The following is a 19,297-nucleotide window of genomic DNA, read 5'->3' as shown; positions in this document are numbered from 1 at the left end:
CTTGTAGCTCTGTCATTGAAAATACTGTTAAAGATGGTGAGGGGAACTGCGCAGACTCCTGCGGAAGTACGGGCGTGCCGCGACCCCGGAAGCGAAGCTGAGGAGGCTCGGCCGAGCGTCCGCGGAAAGCGGAGCAGTTCCCCTCACCATCCAGCATAAACTGGTTGACAGAGCCCTGGCAGATTCTATGCTAGAAAACTACAATCTTTACATTCAAATGGGAGTCATATTCATGCCGAAGGGAAGGTTAATAAATAAAGAGATGAGGAAAAATTTATAAAGAAAGGGAGGTCACGGTAATTATGCATGAGTTAGATATGCACCATATTTTTGAACTGGGACTTATTTTAGTGATGATCGCAGCAGGCATAACGGCAATTGCCAAGAAATTCAAACAGCCATATCCAATTGCCCTAGTCATTGTAGGTGCCCTTATCGGGTTATTCAATATACCAGTCCTTGGTCCCCTCAAGGATTTTATAACAGAAGGAGAAGTATTTAATTTTGTCATTATCACATTATTTTTACCAGCGCTTCTGGGTGAAGCAGCTTTGAAGCTGCCTTTTACCCATTTGCGTGCGAACAAGGAGCCGATTATTGCCTTGGCTTTTGGGGGAACATTCATTTCGTTCTTAATTATCGGCTTTTCAGCGTATTACCTCTTTGACTTTTCCATTCCGGCAGCATTTGTTTTTGGGGCATTGATGAGTGCGACAGACCCTGTCAGTGTACTATCCATATTCAAGAGTGTAGGAGTAAAGAAGAGGTTGGAGGTTGTCATTGAAGGCGAAAGTTTATTTAATGACGGTTTAGCCGTTGTATTGTTCAATATATCCGCTTATTATTTACTATCCTATATTGATGCAGGCTGGTCCGGACTCGGGAGTGGTATTTGGGAGTTCATCCGGGTAGTATCCTTGGGTGTCATTATTGGAAGTTCCCTCGGTTATGCGTTTTCCGTTTTAACGAAGTACTTCGATGACTATCCGCTGGAAATTATTTTTAGTGTGATTTTGTTTTATGGTTCATTCCTCCTTGCAGAGAGCGTCCATGCTTCAGGTGTTATCGCGGTCGTAATTGCAGCTCTTATATTCGGTAATTATGGCGGAAAAATCGGTATGAGCCCTACAACAAAATTGAACATAAATAGTTTTTGGGATGTAGCCGCGCTACTTGCCAATTCCCTTGTTTTCTTAATGGTCGGACTTGAAATAACGAGGATAGACTTTATTGAAAAATGGCCTTATATTTTCGCAGCCATTCTCTTAGTACTCCTGGCAAGAAGTATTGCAGTCTATACAAGTTTATCTCTCATCGGGAACTTCCCTCATAAATGGAAGCATATTTTGAATTGGGGAGGCTTGAAAGGATCGTTATCAATCGCCTTGATCCTCAGCCTGCCAAGAGATTTCCCAGGAAGAGAGGACGTCTTGATCCTTGGGTTTAGTGTGGTATTATTCAGCCTTGTCATCCAAGGATTGACAATCAAACCCTTGATCAATCTTTTAGGGGTTAAACCAAAAGAAGGGGGACATGTGGAATTTGAAAAATTGCTCAGTCAACTCCACAGATATGAAACAGCCATTGGAGAAATCCATCGTGTAAAACAAAAGCTTTATATTACAGATCCAGTATCCAATGAGCTTGTCGATATGTATACAAAAAGAATCGACATGTTAAAAGCCCAATTGGATGATTTATTCAAAAAAAATCCAGTAATAAAAGCAGATCAGCTAACGACACTGAGAAAACACGCACTATACGCAGAATATGAGGCCGTCGCAAAACTGGAAAAAGAAGAAATCATCACAAGCTCCATTGCGGAAAAGGAGTATGATGCAATAACGGATAGCATTGTTCACAATGAGGAGAAATAGCAGAAGTTTAGTTTAGTTGTTTTTCGGCTCAGAATATAGTAAAAAGAAAGTAAAAGAGGGGCCAAATCGGCTCCTCTTTTACTTTCTGATTTCAATGAGTTTTTGTTTTAAGTCGTTTTCCATAGTGACCATTTCCTGTTCTGCCTGCTGACGTTTCTGGCGTCCTTCTGCTTGTATGGCCAAGGTTTCTTCAATGGTGGAAATAAGGTTTTCTTGTGTTTTCTTCAATGTTTCAATATCAATGATTCCTCGTTCATTTTCTTTTGCTGTTTCAATGCTATTCGTTTTAAGCATCTCTGAATTTTTAAGAAGGAGCTCATTGGTGGTCCGCGAAACCTGTTTCTGAGCGGCTAAAGCCTTTTGTTGATTCAGAAGAGTCAGGGCTATGGCAATTTGGTTCTTCCAAAGAGGAATGGCTGTGAGTACAGATGCCTGTATTTTTTCTGCCAGTGCCTGGTTCGTATTTTGAATTAGGCGTATTTGGGGGGCAGACTGAATGGTCATTTGTCTACTTAGCTTTAAATCATGGATACGTTTATCCAATCGATCCAGAAATTGCATCGTATCATTGACTTCCTGATAAATTAACTCGTCATCCGTTTCTTCAGCTTTTTTGCGTAATGAGGGAAGCAGCGTATGCTGAATCTCTTCTCGTTTAATTTCAGCTGCTGCAATATACATATTCAGGGCTTGAAAATAGTCTTTATTTTTTTCATACAGGGTTTCCAATAGTCGATTATCATCAAGCAGGGTCTTTTTTGAATGTTCGAGTCTGACTGAAATGCGATCGATCTGTGAGCCGATCTTTTGGTATTTGGAAAGGACCTCCTGCATTGAGGAGGTGACTTTACGGAAAAGCTTTTTGAAAACTCCCTTTTGTTTGGTATTCAGTTCATCAGGATTCATTTGCTCGAGCTTTTTCATTAAATCTCCTAACACATCGCCAATGGGGCCGATGTCCCGTTTTTGTACATGATCGAGCATGGAGTGGGAGAAAGTAGAAAGCTGGGTCTGAGCGGCAGTTCCATATTTTAAAATCGCTTCATAGTCTTTATAATCGATCTGAGCAGCTAGTTGCTTTGCCTTTTCCTGCTGTTCTTTTGGTAAGCGGTCGAGTAGCAAAGGAGACTTTGTCTGTTCACTTACAGCAGGCATTTCATCTCCAAACGGGTTGGAAAGCAGAAGGTCCAGTTCAGATTGTTCATTTCGTTGCTCCATCATAAAACCTCCGATATCTATTTTAAGTCTTTTTTATGAGATAAATGTTGATTGGCGAAGTTTAGTTCAAACTGTAGTGTATCCATATCATTAGCCAATACGTTTTGCAGGTCTTTTTCCAATGACCCTGTCAGATCATCAAGTGTTGTCCTGGTTTGTTGAAGGGATAAGAATGCTTCTTTGTTTTTACCGGGTTGTGCAGCAAGAAACGTATATTTTTCTGTGATTTCAACAACTGAATCCAGATGGTAGAAGAAAAATGATTCTGCAGAAAAGAATCTTTTTGGCTCTTTCTTTACAAGTTGATAAATTCTTCTGCTCAATCTGTTCAATTCGAGGATTTGCTTAAAAGCCCCAAGTGACCTTACCCTTAATTGTTGTTTTTGAAGGCGTTTTACTTTTTCTTTCGCTTCTTTTAAATTCTTGTTAATATATCGAAATTCCTGTGAGGAAAGTCCATTTTTTTTCAGCCACCATCTCTTCTGGAGTCCTTTTACAAGGAAGAAAAGGAGAATACCCGTACCAAGACTTGACAAGAATGTAAGAGGGAATCCTAAGTCAAACAGGAGTAAGTAGGCAATAAAACTACTGGTCCCTATACTGAATGAGATGACTGTTCTTACTGAAAATTGAAGAAATGTATTCATTTCATCTACCCCTTAATAAAGATGCTTACGTTAAATACGATTTCATGTGCGAAAAGGTTTCATATTCATACTCTTATTTTATTGTAAATGAAGGTGAAATGGAAATATAGACACCTTTTATTATACAGGCTGAAATGAATGACAGGATTTGACACCATTCTTTCAATTTCTTAACATTTCTGAGATTCATGATTAATAAAAAAATATTTTTGATAGAATGGGTTAGTACATTGACAAGACAGGTGTGTGGATATATGAAAAAATGGTTCGTTGTGCTGATCTTAATCTTCTTTTCTTCCTCAATCGTATCAGCTCAAGAAAATAATGTAAAAAAACCTAAAAATATCATTAGTGATTCGGCTATCATTATAGATTCTAAAACAAAGAGTATATTGTATTCGAAAAATTCGACTCAACGGATGAATCCTGCAAGTATTACAAAAATTGCTACAGCTATTTATGCAATCGAGCATGCCAACCTGAATGACGAGTTGGTAATAAGTGAGAAAGCAAGTAATACAGAAGGCTCCACCGTTTACTTGGAAGCAGGAGAAAGGATTTCTTTGGAGCAGTTGCTACAAGGGCTGATGGTCAACTCCGGTAATGATGCAGCGGTTGCCATTGCTGAACACACCGAGGGCTCCGTTCAGCAATTTGTTGAAAAATTAAACGTTTTTTTAAAAAACGAAATTGGCGTAGAGAATACGAATTTTGAAAACCCTCATGGACTGTTCGGTAAGAATCATTATACAACGGCTTATGATATGGCAGTGATTACTAGCTATGCTTTAAAGAACAAACAATTTCAAGAGCTTTTTAGTTTGAAATCAATTGATTGGTCGACTGAGGGATGGAAGACTACTCTTTATAATCATCATAAGATGGTGAAAGGGGAACTTCCTTATCCGGAAGTGACCGGAGGGAAGAATGGGTTCATTGATGAATCCAAACATACGCTTGTGACTTCCGCTAAAAATAAAAATCTTTCTCTGGTCGTTGTTACTATGAAGGCTCAGTCGAAGAGAGCTATCTACTCAGATACCAGAAAACTACTTGATTATGGATTAAGTGGTTTTACCAGAAGCTCTATTCCAAAGGATTCGGTCTTTCACTATGAGGATACTTCTTTTGAGCTTAATCATGATTTCCAATTTACTCAGCCTAAGAATGGGAAGTTCACTGAGAGCCTGGATCGAAATGGAGTATTAACACTATATAACGAAGATCAGGAAGAAATGGCTTCAACAAAGCTCAGTCCTGTGATGAAATCTCCCGTAACACATAAAAACGCAGTTGCTTCGAGTGAAAGCTCAGGATTATTTTTCGGAGATGAATTACGTCAACAAATCCTTTTTTACCCGTTTTTTATTTACATGATCCTGCTTTTCATTATGGGAATTTCCATTTTCAGAATAGGATCCGTCAAAAAATAATCTTTTAAATGTAAAAAAGGGAGCTTGCAGGCTCCCTTTTTTCATTGACTTTCTTGTTTTTCTAATGATGGTTGATGATGATATAGAGTCTTACCAATCAGCGTTTGTAAGATGAGAAAGGCCCCTCCCACTGTCCAATATAGGGGTAAGGCAGCTGGCGCATTAAATGAAAAAATAAAGATCATAATGGGCGAAAGATAGCTCATTATTTTCATTTGGGCCTGCTGTTCTGCAGGAATATTCACCAAAGATACCCGAGCTTGGGCTAAATAGACCAATCCAGCAATAATGGCCATTATATAGTCCGGATGTCCCAAATTAAACCATAGAAAGGAGTGGCTTGCGATTTCAGATGATGACCGAATCGCATAGTATAACCCGATCAATATAGGTGTTTGAATTAACAAAGGTAAACATCCCATATTAAGAGGATTCACTCCATGTTTTTGGTAAAGCACCATCATTTCTTGCTGCAGTTTCTTCTGTTCATCTTTATCTTTCGCTTCTTTTATCTTTTTTTGCATTTCCGTCATCTCCGGCTTTATTAAAGTCATTTTCCCTTTCATATCCTGTTGATTCTTATACGTTTTAAGCATAAAAGGAAAAAGCACGAGACGTATGAAAATTGTAATGAGAATGATCGCAAGACCAAAGTTTCCATCCAGGAAGGTACCTATTTCATGGATAAGAAACGAAAATGGGTTAACAAGATAGTCGTGAAAGAACGCTCCTTCAGTTGTTGCACTTTGACACCCTGACAGAGTGAATAATGCCAGTAGCATGATGAATGAAATTTTTCTCAATGATAATTCCTCCTCTGTATAAATGCTTGTTGGTTAAAAACAAACAGAAGAGGATTCGTCGTCATTATCGGTATGATAAAATTGAAATTTCATGCATGTAATGAACCTGATCCCGATAGGAATAATATCATTAGCCTCAACGCACTTTGCAATGATATTTGGTCCTTCAACCCTCTTATCATAGGGTCGTACGTATAGATGAAATGTGCCAGGGAAGTGATTCCAAATCATAGCGAAGATAAATAGTAATACTATAGTTAAATGTAATGGACTAAAGTAAAAGTCTAATAAGTCTTGTATAATGATAAATGTCACTGGAGAAGACTCCTTCAATTTACTGATAAAATTAATGGTTAAAGCATAAACTCTATTCCAGTTAAAGTATACAGCTAAATGGAATAAGAAACTATGGTAATTGTACATACGAATAAGTGAACAAAAGGATTCAAAAAAATAATTTATTAAATAGGGATGTTATACAGGATGAAATATCTATTAGTCGGGATTGGTGGAGCGTTAGGAAGTTTGTGCAGGTGGGGAATTAGTTACCTCTGGACGATTCAAAATGGAATACCGTTTGCGACACTAACGGCGAATCTCCTGGGAAGCTTTCTATTAGCTTATTTCTATAGTCGATGTTCTTCTAAATATGAAAAATCGTATTTACTTATTGCAACAGGGTTCTTGGGCTCTTTTACAACTTTTTCGACACTCAGTATCGAGTTGATCACCTTTATATTGCAGAAGCAGTGGGGCATGTTTTTCGTGTATATGACCATAACTTCTTTTGGTGGGGTCCTTTTAGCATGGCTGGGTTTTGTTTCAGGAAGAAATGGGAAGGTGATCAGTCATGGGCGTTAACATATGGTTGATAGCATTAGGGGGTAGTGTTGGGGCAATAGGACGGTATTTGGTTGCGAACGTCGTTAAGCGGTGCAGTAGTTCGTATTTTCCGAAAGCGACCCTGTTGGTTAATGCATTGGGTTCTTTATTTTTGGGGCTACTGGTTGGAAGTGGTGCCGAAGAGAATGCTATGTTTTTTTTCGGAATCGGAGTGTGTGGAGCATTTACTACTTTCTCAACCTTTAACTGGGAGGTATTGAGGCTTCTCCAGGGGAAAGTAAAAATGGGGCTATTTTATTTCTTCGGAAGTTATTTCGTTGGAATTGTATTTGGAGTGGCTGGATATGCAATGGGTATGGCATTTTAAGTGATGACATACCCATTTTGAAAGATCCCCAAGGGGCTAAATCCCGCCTTTAGAGATCCCACAATTCATCCATTAATCAACTACTATATACGCAATCATTGGACCATTACGATCAATGGTTTCATGTGTTTCACAAATCAGTCTATACGTTCCCTCTTTTGAGAACGACACATTGACTACGGTTTCTTCCCCTTTTTTCACCGTACCTTTAATATCCGTTCCCTCAATATAAAATGGATGTTCCATGCCGTTGACTCCGTATATCCGTAATTCTACAGGCACCTCTTTTTCTACTACAATCGTTCCAGGGTCCCATCGATAGGCCTCAATCTTTTTTCCTGAGGCAGTTTCAGACTTGAATTCCCCAGTGACAAGCTGGATGACTTGTTTCTCACCCGTTTTATCTGATAATGAGACGGTAGGATAGGAGTTTTTAGAGGATAATGCCCATATCGTCCCGACAGTAATGATCATAATGGTCACTAATATGGCGATGATGGAGCCTTTCTTCAATACAATAAAATTCAAATGTTTTTCCTCCCTTTTAAAATTAGCTTTGATCAACATAGGTCTTTTCTAATAAATCTATGCTTGTACAGGGGGGAACTTGTCAATAATTTAGAGTAGTATAAGTTAAATATTTTTCTTTCGTTCGTATTTTATGTACAATTTGGACATGGGAAAAAGGAGGGTGAAGCATTGAATAATACATGGAGAGTCATGATAACCAAAAGTGATGCAGAGCCTTGGTGGTTTTTTGAAGGCTGGAAAAAAGATATTGTTCAAGAGTGGACATTTAATAACAGGGATGAAGCAATCGAAAGGTTTCTTGAAGAAATGAGACGACTGAGTAAAAGCTATCGTAAGTCAAAAAGTAAGAGGTTGCACTCAATTGCTTTTTGGAACCCGGGTGAAGAGTTTTTTTGCGAAGCGTGTGACGATGATCTACAGGTCTATTACGGCTTGATTATCTTCGAAGGTGATCGACCGATGGAAATTAACAATAAGTCAATCATCGATGAAATCGCAGAACGAATTCCACAGGAATAATAAAACAGGTCCCTCTTTATTGGATGGACCTGTTGGTTATTAATCAATTACTCCTGTTCGTATGATTTTATTCTCTACTTTCACATGAAAAGAAGCATCTTTGTACAGTTTATCCCACTTTTCCCTCGACAAATCTTCGTGGCCCCTTATACTTTTATACTCCGTGCCAAATCCGATTGGATCCGTGCCTTCGTCTTGAAGCATCAAAATAATTTCTTTAATGTTTTTTTCGATATAGACCCCAATTTCATCTTCAAGCAATCTTAACGCTTTTGGATCTGACAACTTCATTTCTTCAGACATTTCAAGTAAACGTGATTCGATCTTCAATTTCACTTCAAAGGATGGTGTTGCTTTTTTCTCTGCTTTTATCTTATGAGATGATTTTATACTATCAATCATAATATAAACCTTATCTTTTTCTTGTCGAAGATGAGGACTTGTTAAGTAAGGTTCGAACTTTTCCAATGGTAGTTCCACTTCGACGCTTCCGGCATTGTAATCTTCCATAAGAGATCGAATAAAAAAAATCTTGTCTTTTTTAATCTCTTTAATGAATTTATCCCTTGTAAACAATGCGAACCCATCCACACCAACCTTCCCGTCTGATGCCTTTAGCAATGGCAGGATGGGGTCTTTGCCAACACTTCCGTAGTCGGTGATGAATTCTTGTAGTGTTGGAGAAACCAGCAACTCCGATTCAACGTTTTGCCTGACCAAATTATATAAGTACGTCCCCATATTCGAAGGTCTTTCCGTCATTTGATAATTCAGGATTTGTTCGGCAGTCGTATCAGCTATTGTCAAGTACACCATATTCCCAATGGAAGAATCCCGTTCCAACGTATCAACCAAGTGGGAGATCCCTTTTTCCGCAAGCTCCCTTCCGTAAACAGTTATCCTCAGCTGACCGGAAACAAGCTTATGATCGGTTTCTAAATTCTGTGAGAGTCGGATTCCTTTACTGGTCTTTGACTTACTTATAAGGACCTTTTCAACATCCTGCATGGCCGGGTTAAACTGATAGAGTACCATTGTACCGGTTATTTTTTCTTCCTCAGCCTGATCATATCCAACTGCAGTGATCAATCCAAGCTTTTCTAAATATTTTTGCTCCACGCAGCTGCTTAAGAAACATGTACAAAGACAAAGCAGGAGGAGCATGATGTTTCTAATCATACATCTACACCCTTTTTCTTCTTAGAAATGTATTTTAATTTAACCAGCATGAATAGGAAGCATGGATAAACGAACGAAAGAATAAAACTGGAAGTACCAACTTTGTCTGTAATGGTATTCATCGTGATACGATCCTGCACGCAGAGGGATAATATCCAAAGCAGGATAGCGAAGAGGTAGATGGCTTTTTTTTGAGAAACATTAAATACCCTTTTCATTCCTCTTGAAGCTGTCCAAAAATAGAGACAAATGTTTGGGAGGATGACCAGCATCCAGAAGGAAACGGCAATAAATTCAAATCGCTCCAAGTTTGGGATCCTCAATATCTTGAACATGGACAGGACTGGCCAGATGGTCTTTAAAAGGGCATCTTCAGAGAAAAAACCGATACTGACAACGGTCACAACCGTAAAGAGAAAACATGAATACCCTGCACCGATCAGCCCAAATTTAAGTGCTTTTTTCTTATCCTTTATGTAAGGGTACACAAATAATATTAATTCAAAGCCAATGAGGGTAAAGCTTGATTTGTAGATCCCCATCATAATCTCCTTCGGGGAGGATGTTAATACAGGTTGAAGATGATTGAAGTCCATATATTTAATGGGGGTGTAGATCATGAATACTAACCAGAAGGCAAGGATGAGTCCTAAAAAAGCAATTCCGACTACTACCCGGATTCCCCCCAACACACAATAAACCATTAAAAAAATCAATAACCCCATCAAGAGCCATGTAGGCATTTTGGGGAATATCCAGGCTTGGACCATCTCAATATAGTTCATTAAGATCACGTAGGTGACACTGAGATAATATCCAATGTAGAGAATGTTAAATCCTTTGCTGATCCATTTCCCATAAACATCCAATTGAATGCCGTACAAGTCGGTACTATCGTAAGTTTCAAGCATTTTTATCATGAGATATAGAACAATCGAAACGAGAATTCCTGCTAATACGACAGAAATCCATGCGTCCCTGTTCGCCTCCATGTAAATGACTCTTGGCAGCCCTGCAATCCCGACTCCAGTTTGGGCAGTGTGTAAGATAAACATAATCAAAAAGGCATTAAACATTAACCGTTCCTTTGGATTCACATTAATATTCATACAATTCATCCTTTACTCATCAACGTCTTTCTTCTCTTTTGCTTTTTTCTCAGGGATTCGTCCCTGATCTATGGGGTGATTAGAAATGGGACGTTGGACTAAATACTGATAGGGTAAGCGGAATAGACTGTATTTGAAGTCTGCAAACCTAAATGGGTAAATTGGTGATAAATAAGGTCTGCCTAATGTTGTCACTTTCAGTAAATGAATGAGAATGAAACAGAGGCAAAACATGATTCCCACACCACCGTATAACCCGGCCATGATGATGATTGGGAAACGGATGATTCTCACGGCTGTTCCGATTGCATAGCTTGGAGCAGTGAAGGAGCCCAAGGCGGATATCGCGATGATAATAATTAAAATGTTACTGGTGAACCCAGCTTGCACTGACGCTTGACCGATGACGATACCACCTACAATCCCCATGGTTTGCCCAACCTTTGTTGGTAATCTTGCTCCAGCCTCTCTTAGGAGCTCAATGATGAATTCCAATAATAGAGCTTCAAAAAATGGCGGAAATGGAACGTTAGATCGTGACTGACCTAATGAAACCAGAAGAGCAGATGGAATTACCTCATAATGGTATGTTAATACCGCCACATAAGCAGGTGTCAATAGGATGGAGAAGAAGATTGCCACAAAGCGAACCAATCTTAAAAATGTTCCCATATTCCATCTCATATAAATGTCTTCCGTCGATTCAAAGAAATTCATAAACGTAGATGGTCCGATGACCGCTGTAGGACTGCGATCGACAAGTAAACAGATCTTTCCATGAAGGAGTGAGATTGTACAACGGTCCGGTAGCTCAGTCGTAATCAACTGCGGGAAGAACGTATAGGAATTATCTTCAATCATCTGTGCCAGGACAGTAGAATCAACAATGCTATCAACCTCTAATTCAGTTATCCGCTGTCTGAACGTATTTACGTTCTCTTCTTCAGCAATGTCTTTTATGTAAACCATTTGAACTTTTTTCTTCGCTCTTGAGCCAATCATGAATGTTTCAACGCATAGTTTAGGATCGTTAATATTAGAACGAATTAGATTTAAATTCTTCGTGATGGATTCTGTGAAAGAAATTTTTGGACCAAACACAAGGGATTCTGTTTCAGCTTTCTCCAACCCCCTTGTGCCTTTATCAGCAACATCCGCTAATATCCCATGGGTATCACCCTGCTTGAAAATATAAGCAGTTCCATTGACGATGTTATTTACAACGTCATTAATTTGATTCGTCTGTGTAAGTTTCGCAATATTAATGGTATCCTGGATCATTTGATAATTCAGGTCCCCTGTGGATTCCTCAAGAGGCCTGATGATACTATCCTGCATCGTTGTAGAATTGATTAAATCATCAAAATATACTACTGCAAGCTTCTGTTCTCCTATTGTAATGATTCTGAATACCAAATCTTCACTATTGCTTACCAATGAGAGGATTTCTTTATGAAATGTTTCTATATCAAAGCTATGGGGGGACCCGTTTTCAATATCTTTTTTTACTTCTCTACGTCTAAACATAGAATTCAACACCCTAAACCTTAATTTATAGATTAGACTTCCCATGAATCCTGTTCTTAATCACAAGGTGGCATTTTTTCATCTAGGATCTTTTAGTAAACTTAGTGGCAATTTTACAGAAGAAAGTAATAGTTGTTTCCGCTACAGGATGCTCCCTTTCCGCGAGGCGGGTGGTGAGGCTACTTGTAATTCTGCTCTTTCTGGGTGTCACCCATAGGTTTTGCGCAACTTTCAAAAACGTAAATTTGTTTTGGATAAGTGATTTGTGAACAAAATGTTGACCGTTCCTTTCCGTTCCACTCTGTGATACTACATTATTACTGGCTATAGGTATAGATAGACAAACACAAAAAAAGCTCCTATTTAGATAGTTTGTTCCCAAAAACATACTATCTAAATAGGAGTGCAAAAACACTACAAGATGGGATTTTCCCCTATATAATTCGTAGACAAATATATGTTGGTGGATCATTGAATTATTTTCCTGGATCAAAAATCCCTTCGTTTTGTTTAATGTAAGAAGCACCAAACCGTAAAAAATCTTTTGAAAGGCTGTTTCATTTAGATAGTTGTTTATGTCACTATTAAGCTCTGTCACGAAATTTTCTTATAGATGGTGAGGGGAACTGCGGAGACTCCTGCGGAAGTACGGTCGTGCCGAGACCCCGGAAGCGAAGCTGAGGAGGCTCGGCCGAACGTCCGCGGAAAGCGGAGCAGTTCCCCTCACCATCCAGCACACACCAATAGACAGAGCCCTAGCAGATCTTATGTTAAAAAACGATAACCATTGCGAAAAGTGCCCTTTATCAAAGAGAAAGGTGGTTGAAATATACATATTCTGTAAAGGTTTTGGGCAAGGTAGGAGTGGAGGTGAAGCAGATGAGCAAGAAGAAAAAAGATGCATCAAAAGCTATGCTGGGTTCTTCTCAAGTGGAAGGACAAGGTACGACCAACCAGGAATTATCAGGTGGAGTAAAGGCCCCTTCTTCCAGAAACAGAAAGAAAAAATGATGAAGGATCTTTTTTCTTCCTTCATTACATATGATGCGTTTGTTACCTTTACTGAGGAGTTCATATATTAAATTGGAGTCAAGTATGGTATAATGGAAACAATCGCAGAAATTGTACGATTACAATGGCTACACATAACTGACCACATACTATCTGCAGCATAAATTACCACAATCATTATTTTCCTGTTAGAAAGCATAGCAAGGAAATCCTACTTACCTTAAAGGAGGACGTTCAATGGCTTTTGGTCGTAGAAATCAAGTTGAGGAAGAAATTAAAACAGAGGATACAAAGATTTGGGCTTGTTCCGCCGAAGATTGTAAAGGCTGGATGAGAGATAACTTCAAAAGTGAAGATACTCCTAAGTGTCCGCTTTGTAAAGAAGATATGGTGACATCTACAAAGGTATTACAAGTTGTAGACAATCCACATCCTACAATTAAATCATCCTAGTGAATCGTAGAGAACCAATCTATTCTGATTGGTTCTTTTTTCTAGTCAAGGCAAAATGAGCATCATATAATTAGGTGTTTTTGAAAAAATTATTAAACTCTTTTTTTATATTTGAATAGGATGTAATGTATTTATGTATTAAAGGAGGTAGCACCATGTCTAACAAGAAAGAGAAAGAAGTTAAAAGTTCTTCAACTGAGAGTAAAGATACTGTATGGGATAGCTTTTGGAAGCTGTCGAAGCCTGTTGAAGTAAATAAAGAAGAAAAAACAGTCAAGTGGTTTTAATCTAATGATAAGGCTGTACATTGCGTATAAGAATACGAATGTACAGCCTTTTGTTTAAAAAATGGGAAACCCTATTGGCACGTTCCCCGTTCTGGAATACAATAAAGGAATAGTAAGATCTATTGGGAGGGGAAAATGTGATTGTAGAAGCAAAACAAGTATTAAAGCAGTACTTTGGATACGACGAATTCAGAGATGGACAAGCGAGTATTATTGAATACATAATTGATGGAAAAAACACAGTAGGGATCATGCCGACAGGAGGAGGGAAATCGCTCTGTTACCAAATTCCTGCTCTAATGCTTGATGGAGTTACACTTGTTATTTCTCCACTCATATCTTTAATGAAAGATCAGGTGGATTCGTTACTTCATCAAGGGATTCCAGCAACCTACATTAATAGTACGCTATCGAATAGTGAAGTAGAGACCAGGATGGAAGAGATTTCTTCAGGTGAATACAAACTCGTTTATATTGCTCCTGAAAGATTGGAATCATTTGGATTCATCCGATTCCTCAATTCTTTACCCATTCCCCTGGTAGCTGTTGACGAAGCCCATTGTTTATCCCAATGGGGTCATGACTTCAGACCAAGCTATTTAGGGATTTATAACGCTGTTAATAAACTACAATCAAATCCCACCATTCTCGCTCTGACCGCGACTGCAACTCCACAGGTACAAGCTGATATCCTTCATCATTTACATATTCCAGATCAATATAAAGTTTTAACTGGTTTTCAACGGACGAATTTGTTCTTCCAGGTTGTAAAAGGTGAAGATCGTAAGCGTTGGGTTGAAAGGTATGTACAAAAGAATCATCAGGATTCCGGCATCATTTACTGTGCAACACGGAAGGAAGTTGAAAACCTTTATATTTATCTTGATAAAAAGGGATTTTCCGTCGGGAAATATCATGGCGGGCTGTCTGACACGGTAAGGCAGGAACAGCAGGAAGCCTTCCTGAATGATTCCATTACCATCATGATTGCGACCAATGCATTTGGGATGGGGATCAATAAATCAAATGTACGCTTTGTGATTCATTACCAAATTCCGAAGAATATGGAGGGATACTATCAAGAGGCTGGTAGGGCAGGTCGTGATGGAGTGGACAGCGAATGTGTCTTATTATTTTCACCTCAGGATATCCAGACACAACGGTATATCATTGACCAGAATATCGTAAATCAGGAATTACATGATAATGAGATGCAGAAACTACGCGAAATGGTTGATTTTGTCCATACAGAAGCATGTCTGCAGAACTACATTTTAGCGTATTTTGGAGAACAAGTAGAGGAAGCATGCGGTCATTGCAGCAATTGCTTGGATGATAGGGAATCCGAGGATGTAACGAGAGAAGCTCAGATGGTATTATCCTGTATGATGCGAATGAATGAAAGATTTGGAACCTCACTCATCAGCGGTGTACTAACGGGGTCAAAGAACAAAAAGATTCTGGAATGGGGGTTCGATCGGCTTTCCACATATGGTTTAATGAAGGAACAATCTCAGAAGGATGTCGGACTCTTCATCGATTATTTGATTTCAGAGGGGGTCATACAAGTCGAGGGGGGGAGCTTTCCTATCCTGAAAGTTTCATCAAAAGGCAAAGAGGTGTTAATGGGGGAAAGAAGCATAACGAGAAAGGTCCAGCCTACTGTTTCGGCCATCATCCCTAAAGAAGATGGCTTGTTCCAGACCTTGCGAACACTCCGGAAATCAATTGCAGATTCTGAGGGAGTCCCGCCATTCGTTATTTTCTCAGATAAATCCTTACAGGATATGTGTGTGAAGATGCCGAAAACACCTGAGGAATTCCTCCAAGTGAGTGGGGTGGGGGAAAACAAGATGATTCGGTATGGAGAAGTTTTCATCAAGGAAATCTCTTCCTTTTTAGATGAAAATCCAGAGCATGAAGTCGAAGTGGTCAAACCGGCACCACCACGCAAGACAGGTAAATCTGACACAGCTTCCTATTTAATCAGCTATGAGTTGTTCAAAGATAACTTGGATATAAAAAAAATTGCGAAAGAACGGGGAATGAGTACAGCAACGATTGAAAATCACATTATCCGAGCCTATCAAGAACGCATCACGAATGACTGGACCATCCTCTTTACAGAAGAAGAAGAAACACTTATTGAAGACGCAGTCCAGAAAGTAGGGACGGACCTCTTAAAGCCCATTAAAGAGGAATTACCGAAAAAAATAAGCTATTTTCAGATTAAAGGATACTTGGTTAAACACGGTCAATATGAATGAAAAAAAGCAGGTGCCATCAGGCTACCTGCTTTTTCTGGTTCACATTAAGCTTTCATGGAAGCTTTCATGGAAGCTTTCATATCAAGAAATTCATCATAAGTCATTTCTTTATCGATGACACCATCTTCGGTGATTTCAATAATGCGATTTGCAATGGTTTGAATGAACTGATGGTCATGGGAAGCGAAGATCATCGCACCTTTGAAGTTAATCAATCCATTATTCAATGCAGTGATAGACTCCAAATCTAAATGGTTTGTTGGTTCATCTAATAACAGAACATTTGATCCACTTAACATCATCTTGGATAACATACAGCGAACTTTTTCTCCCCCTGAAAGAACACTTGGCTTCTTCAATACTTCTTCCCCTGAGAAAAGCATGCGACCCAAGAATCCGCGAAGGAAAGTTTCACTCTCATCTTCCGGTGAGTATTGACGTAACCAGTCTACAAGGGAAGGTTCATTTCCTTCAAAGTACTTGGAGTTTTCATTCGGGAAGTAAGCTTGAGTTGTCGTCACTCCCCACTTGAATGTGCCGCTATCCGGCTCCATCTCACCTGCAAGGATTTTGAAAAGAGTCGTTTTAGCAATTTCGTTGGCTCCGACAAGGGCGATTTTGTCTTCTTTATTCAGGATAAAGTTAACGTCGTTTAAGACCTTTACTCCATCGATCGTTTTTGTAAGTCCTTCTACACGTAGAACATCGTTTCCGATTTCACGCTCAGGCTTGAATTGTACATAAGGATAACGACGTGAGCTTGGCTTGATATCGTCCAATGAGATTTTTTCCAACGATTTTTTACGAGAAGTGGCTTGTTTCGATTTAGATGCATTTGCACTAAATCGGGCAACGAATGCCTGAAGCTCTTTGATTTTTTCTTCTTTTTTCTTATTCTGATCTTGAGCCATTTTAAGTGCTAATTGACTGGACTCATACCAGAAATCATAGTTCCCGACATAAACTTGGAGCTTTCCAAAGTCAAGGTCAGCAATATGTGTACATACTTTGTTTAGGAAGTGACGGTCATGTGATACGACGATGACTGTGTTCTCAAAGTTAATTAAAAAGTCTTCTAACCACTGAATCGCTTGAATGTCCAAGTGGTTGGTAGGCTCATCCAGTAAAAGAACATCCGGCTTGCCGAATAGTGCTTGTGCCAATAATACTTTTACTTTTTCTCCACCTGTTAGTTCGGACATTTGTTTCGTGTGAAGATCTTCGTTGATTCCTAAACCTTTTAACAGGATCGCAGCTTCTGATTCAGCTTCCCAACCGTTAAGCTCGGCGAATTCACCTTCTAATTCTGCAGCTCTCATGCCGTCTTCATCAGAGAAATCTTCTTTCATGTAGATGGCATCTTTTTCCTGCATGACTTCATATAAACGGGTATGCCCCATAATGACAACTTTCAGCACTTCATATTCTTCATATTCGAAGTGGTCCTGCTTTAATACAGCAAGTCGCTCTCCTGAACCCATTGATACGTGGCCGGTCTGAGCTTCAATTTCTCCTGAAAGAATCTTTAAAAATGTTGATTTACCAGCACCGTTTGCTCCGATAAGTCCGTAGCAATTCCCTGGATTAAACTTTATATTCACGTCTTCGAATAGCTTCCTATCACCAAAACGTAAGCTTACATCTGATACTTGAATCATGTGTGATATACCTCCTAATACTCAATCTAAAAGATTATAACACGCGAGTATGCTAAAAAGATAGAGTGTTAGCCGGAACAGTGAGAAATTCTTCAGCTTATAGTGAAGATGGCTCCTGAAGGTTACGGCATCGATACGAGCTAATGAGATGATGCAGAGCATCACTATGGATGGGCTTCTGGCATAGTCTATAAAAGGCTATGCTTTAGGAGGAGATGTTTGATGTACGATCAATATCCATATTACTTTGAAAATCAGGATGACCGTCAAATCGATCGACAACTGAGAAGAGATATACAAAAAGCCATTAATGATGAATTTTTAGCTATATCTTACTATACACAACTGGCAGAGCTTGCCCCGAATGATACAGCCAAGGTAGCAATCTTGGGAATAAGGCAGGACGAGATCCGTCACTTTAATGGATTTACACAATCGTACTTGCAACTGACAGGTCGATACCCACCCATTAATTTAGTCAATCCAAGAGACCTGCCTTCAAATTACCGGCAAGGGATAAGAGAAAGCATTAAAGATGAAAGTGAAACGGTATCCTTTTATTTATCCATATCTAATAAGCTTACAGAACCTAGAGCCAAGCGAAGGTTTTTGAGGGCTGCTTATGATGAACAGCGTCATGCAGAAATACTAAGGAACCTATAAATGATGAGAACCGAAAGCAGCCAAAAAATGGGCGGCTGCTTTCGGTTTTTTCTTTTGATTTTTTCTGATGAATCCACTACACTATAATTACATAAATTCCAATCAGAAAGGTATGAATTAAAAAATGGGTTCACCTTCACTCAATTCAATACCGAAACCTTTAGTTCAATTAAATCAGTGGTTCATCGTTTCTACAGTAGCCATTTCATGGGTGTTTCAAATAGAATTCTTCATATTGCTTCCATTAATGGTGGGGTTATCAGCTATGATATTTAAGTTCAATCCCGTCATAAAGGCAGGGAGGAGTTTCTTAAAGAAAGAGCTTTCATCGTATCCTCCTGAAGACGCTGATCAGCAGCGATTTAACAACATGATTGCCGTGATTTGCTTAGGAGCAGCGATCATGAGTGCTCTGGCTGGATGGAGTACAGGATTCTACCTTTTCTCAGGAATGGTATTCCTCGCAGCGATCGTGGCGCTTGGGGGATTCTGTGTCGGTTGTTTTATCCGTTTTCAATGGAAAAGGTTCCAATATAAAAGGTCTGTACAGTAGCCTATTGACAATGAATCCCATACATCGTAAACTATACATGAGTTAAATTACTGTATACAAAGGGAGTATGTTCTATGTTAGGTGTCGTTCTTAACTAACCGTGAAATGAATACGGACATTTTGCAGGCAATAGCCTTAAAAACAGGTTATTGAATAAGCTTATTTAGCTTTGCCTTCAAAGTGTAGTTAAGAACAATGGTCATAGCATACTCAACCCTTTAATAGGAGAGCTGTGTCTTTGTGCACAGCTCTTTTTGTGTACATGGATCGGGAATCTGTGCAGTCGTTTCTAACCTTCAGTTATGAACGATTCACGTTTTACGTAGACACATGCGATTATTATTGGCAAGTC

19 protein-coding genes are annotated in these 19,297 nt (G+C 39.1%); 11 read left to right on the top strand and 8 right to left on the bottom strand.

The window, feature by feature from the left end; all coding sequences use genetic code 11:
* Nucleotides 1–302: 302 nt before the first annotated feature.
* Nucleotides 303–1,877: a cation:proton antiporter gene (locus ACIFOD_RS21550; RefSeq protein ID WP_430316202.1), complete on the top strand. Its 1,575-nt coding sequence runs from the start codon at nt 303–305 to the stop codon at nt 1,875–1,877.
* A 78-nt stretch (nt 1,878–1,955) separates the two neighbouring features.
* On the opposite strand, the gene ACIFOD_RS21545 is transcribed toward ACIFOD_RS21550, so the two are convergent.
* Together ACIFOD_RS21545 and ACIFOD_RS21540 are read right to left on the bottom strand one after the other, a co-directional pair.
* A complete protein-coding gene (locus ACIFOD_RS21545) occupies nt 1,956–3,098 on the bottom strand; it encodes a toxic anion resistance protein (protein WP_430316201.1) in 1,143 nt (380 codons plus the stop codon).
* 14 nt (nt 3,099–3,112) lie between these two features.
* The gene (locus ACIFOD_RS21540; RefSeq protein WP_397551206.1) at nt 3,113–3,742 is read right to left on the bottom strand and encodes a 5-bromo-4-chloroindolyl phosphate hydrolysis family protein; all 630 of its coding nucleotides are present in this window, start codon (nt 3,740–3,742) and stop codon (nt 3,113–3,115) included.
* A 254-nt stretch (nt 3,743–3,996) separates the two neighbouring features.
* On the opposite strand from ACIFOD_RS21540, the gene ACIFOD_RS21535 reads away from it, so the two are divergent.
* Nucleotides 3,997–5,175: a D-alanyl-D-alanine carboxypeptidase family protein gene (locus tag ACIFOD_RS21535; protein ID WP_430316200.1), complete on the top strand. Its 1,179-nt coding sequence runs from the start codon at nt 3,997–3,999 to the stop codon at nt 5,173–5,175.
* 41 nt (nt 5,176–5,216) lie between these two features.
* On the opposite strand, the gene yidC is transcribed toward ACIFOD_RS21535, so the two are convergent.
* Nucleotides 5,217–5,957, bottom strand: coding sequence for a membrane protein insertase YidC (yidC, locus tag ACIFOD_RS21530; RefSeq protein WP_430316213.1), 741 nt, complete (start codon nt 5,955–5,957; stop codon nt 5,217–5,219).
* 504 nt (nt 5,958–6,461) lie between these two features.
* On the opposite strand from yidC, the gene ACIFOD_RS21525 reads away from it, so the two are divergent.
* Both ACIFOD_RS21525 and ACIFOD_RS21520 read left to right on the top strand, forming a co-directional pair.
* Entirely contained in the window at nt 6,462–6,839 is a 378-nt protein-coding gene (locus tag ACIFOD_RS21525) for a fluoride efflux transporter FluC (protein WP_430316199.1), read from the top strand.
* Nucleotides 6,829–7,188 carry a fluoride efflux transporter FluC gene (locus tag ACIFOD_RS21520; protein WP_430316198.1) on the top strand — a complete coding sequence of 120 codons (360 nt, stop codon included), beginning with the start codon at nt 6,829–6,831 and terminating at the stop codon, nt 7,186–7,188. Before ACIFOD_RS21525 ends, ACIFOD_RS21520 begins: the two co-directional genes overlap by 11 nt.
* A gap of 72 nt (nt 7,189–7,260) precedes the next feature.
* On the opposite strand, the gene ACIFOD_RS21515 is transcribed toward ACIFOD_RS21520, so the two are convergent.
* Nucleotides 7,261–7,716, bottom strand: a complete 456-nt coding sequence (locus tag ACIFOD_RS21515) for a cupredoxin domain-containing protein (protein ID WP_430316197.1) — start codon at nt 7,714–7,716, stop codon at nt 7,261–7,263.
* A 171-nt stretch (nt 7,717–7,887) separates the two neighbouring features.
* Here ACIFOD_RS21515 and ACIFOD_RS21510 point away from each other — a divergent pair, with 171 nt between their 5' ends.
* Entirely contained in the window at nt 7,888–8,238 is a 351-nt protein-coding gene (locus ACIFOD_RS21510; RefSeq protein ID WP_430316196.1) for a DUF1033 family protein, read from the top strand.
* 39 nt (nt 8,239–8,277) lie between these two features.
* Here ACIFOD_RS21510 and ACIFOD_RS21505 read toward each other — a convergent pair whose 3' ends face one another.
* Genes ACIFOD_RS21505 through ACIFOD_RS21495 form a run of 3 tightly spaced genes read right to left on the bottom strand, consistent with a single transcriptional unit; the run spans nt 8,278 to nt 12,053 of the window.
* Complete coding sequence (locus ACIFOD_RS21505) at nt 8,278–9,417, bottom strand: Ger(x)C family spore germination protein (protein WP_430316195.1); 1,140 nt, start codon at nt 9,415–9,417, stop codon at nt 8,278–8,280.
* Nucleotides 9,414–10,526: a GerAB/ArcD/ProY family transporter gene (locus ACIFOD_RS21500; protein ID WP_430316194.1), complete on the bottom strand. Its 1,113-nt coding sequence runs from the start codon at nt 10,524–10,526 to the stop codon at nt 9,414–9,416. Before ACIFOD_RS21500 ends, ACIFOD_RS21505 begins: the two co-directional genes overlap by 4 nt.
* Nucleotides 10,527–10,538: 12 nt before the next feature.
* Nucleotides 10,539–12,053: a spore germination protein gene (locus ACIFOD_RS21495; RefSeq protein ID WP_430316193.1), complete on the bottom strand. Its 1,515-nt coding sequence runs from the start codon at nt 12,051–12,053 to the stop codon at nt 10,539–10,541.
* 879 nt (nt 12,054–12,932) lie between these two features.
* On the opposite strand from ACIFOD_RS21495, the gene ACIFOD_RS21490 reads away from it, so the two are divergent.
* From ACIFOD_RS21490 to recQ, 4 genes are all read left to right on the top strand, one after another.
* A complete protein-coding gene (locus tag ACIFOD_RS21490; RefSeq protein ID WP_430316192.1) occupies nt 12,933–13,064 on the top strand; it encodes a YuzL family protein in 132 nt (43 codons plus the stop codon).
* Between the two features lie 237 nt (nt 13,065–13,301).
* A complete protein-coding gene (locus ACIFOD_RS21485; RefSeq protein ID WP_113967979.1) occupies nt 13,302–13,517 on the top strand; it encodes a cold-shock protein in 216 nt (71 codons plus the stop codon).
* 155 nt (nt 13,518–13,672) lie between these two features.
* Nucleotides 13,673–13,804, top strand: a complete 132-nt coding sequence (locus ACIFOD_RS21480; protein ID WP_262481757.1) for a hypothetical protein — start codon at nt 13,673–13,675, stop codon at nt 13,802–13,804.
* 137 nt (nt 13,805–13,941) lie between these two features.
* Nucleotides 13,942–16,071, top strand: a complete 2,130-nt coding sequence (gene recQ, locus ACIFOD_RS21475; RefSeq protein ID WP_430316191.1) for a DNA helicase RecQ — start codon at nt 13,942–13,944, stop codon at nt 16,069–16,071.
* A 44-nt stretch (nt 16,072–16,115) separates the two neighbouring features.
* Here the strand turns inward: recQ and ACIFOD_RS21470 are convergent, their stop codons facing one another.
* Nucleotides 16,116–17,729, bottom strand: coding sequence for an ABC-F family ATP-binding cassette domain-containing protein (locus ACIFOD_RS21470; protein WP_430316190.1), 1,614 nt, complete (start codon nt 17,727–17,729; stop codon nt 16,116–16,118).
* Between the two features lie 222 nt (nt 17,730–17,951).
* Here ACIFOD_RS21470 and ACIFOD_RS21465 point away from each other — a divergent pair, with 222 nt between their 5' ends.
* A complete protein-coding gene (locus ACIFOD_RS21465; RefSeq protein ID WP_430316189.1) occupies nt 17,952–18,392 on the top strand; it encodes a ferritin-like domain-containing protein in 441 nt (146 codons plus the stop codon).
* 124 nt (nt 18,393–18,516) lie between these two features.
* Nucleotides 18,517–18,945: a DUF4395 domain-containing protein gene (locus tag ACIFOD_RS21460; RefSeq protein ID WP_430316188.1), complete on the top strand. Its 429-nt coding sequence runs from the start codon at nt 18,517–18,519 to the stop codon at nt 18,943–18,945.
* The last annotated feature ends 352 nt before the right edge of the window (nt 18,946–19,297 follow it).

It is taken from the genome of Rossellomorea sp. NRS-1567, assembly GCF_050467885.1.
GTDB classification, from domain to species: domain Bacteria; phylum Bacillota; class Bacilli; order Bacillales; family Bacillaceae_B; genus Rossellomorea; species Rossellomorea aquimaris_C.
The sequence above is the reverse complement of the archived record's forward strand: the minus strand, read 5'-3'. Positions and strand labels throughout refer to the sequence as shown.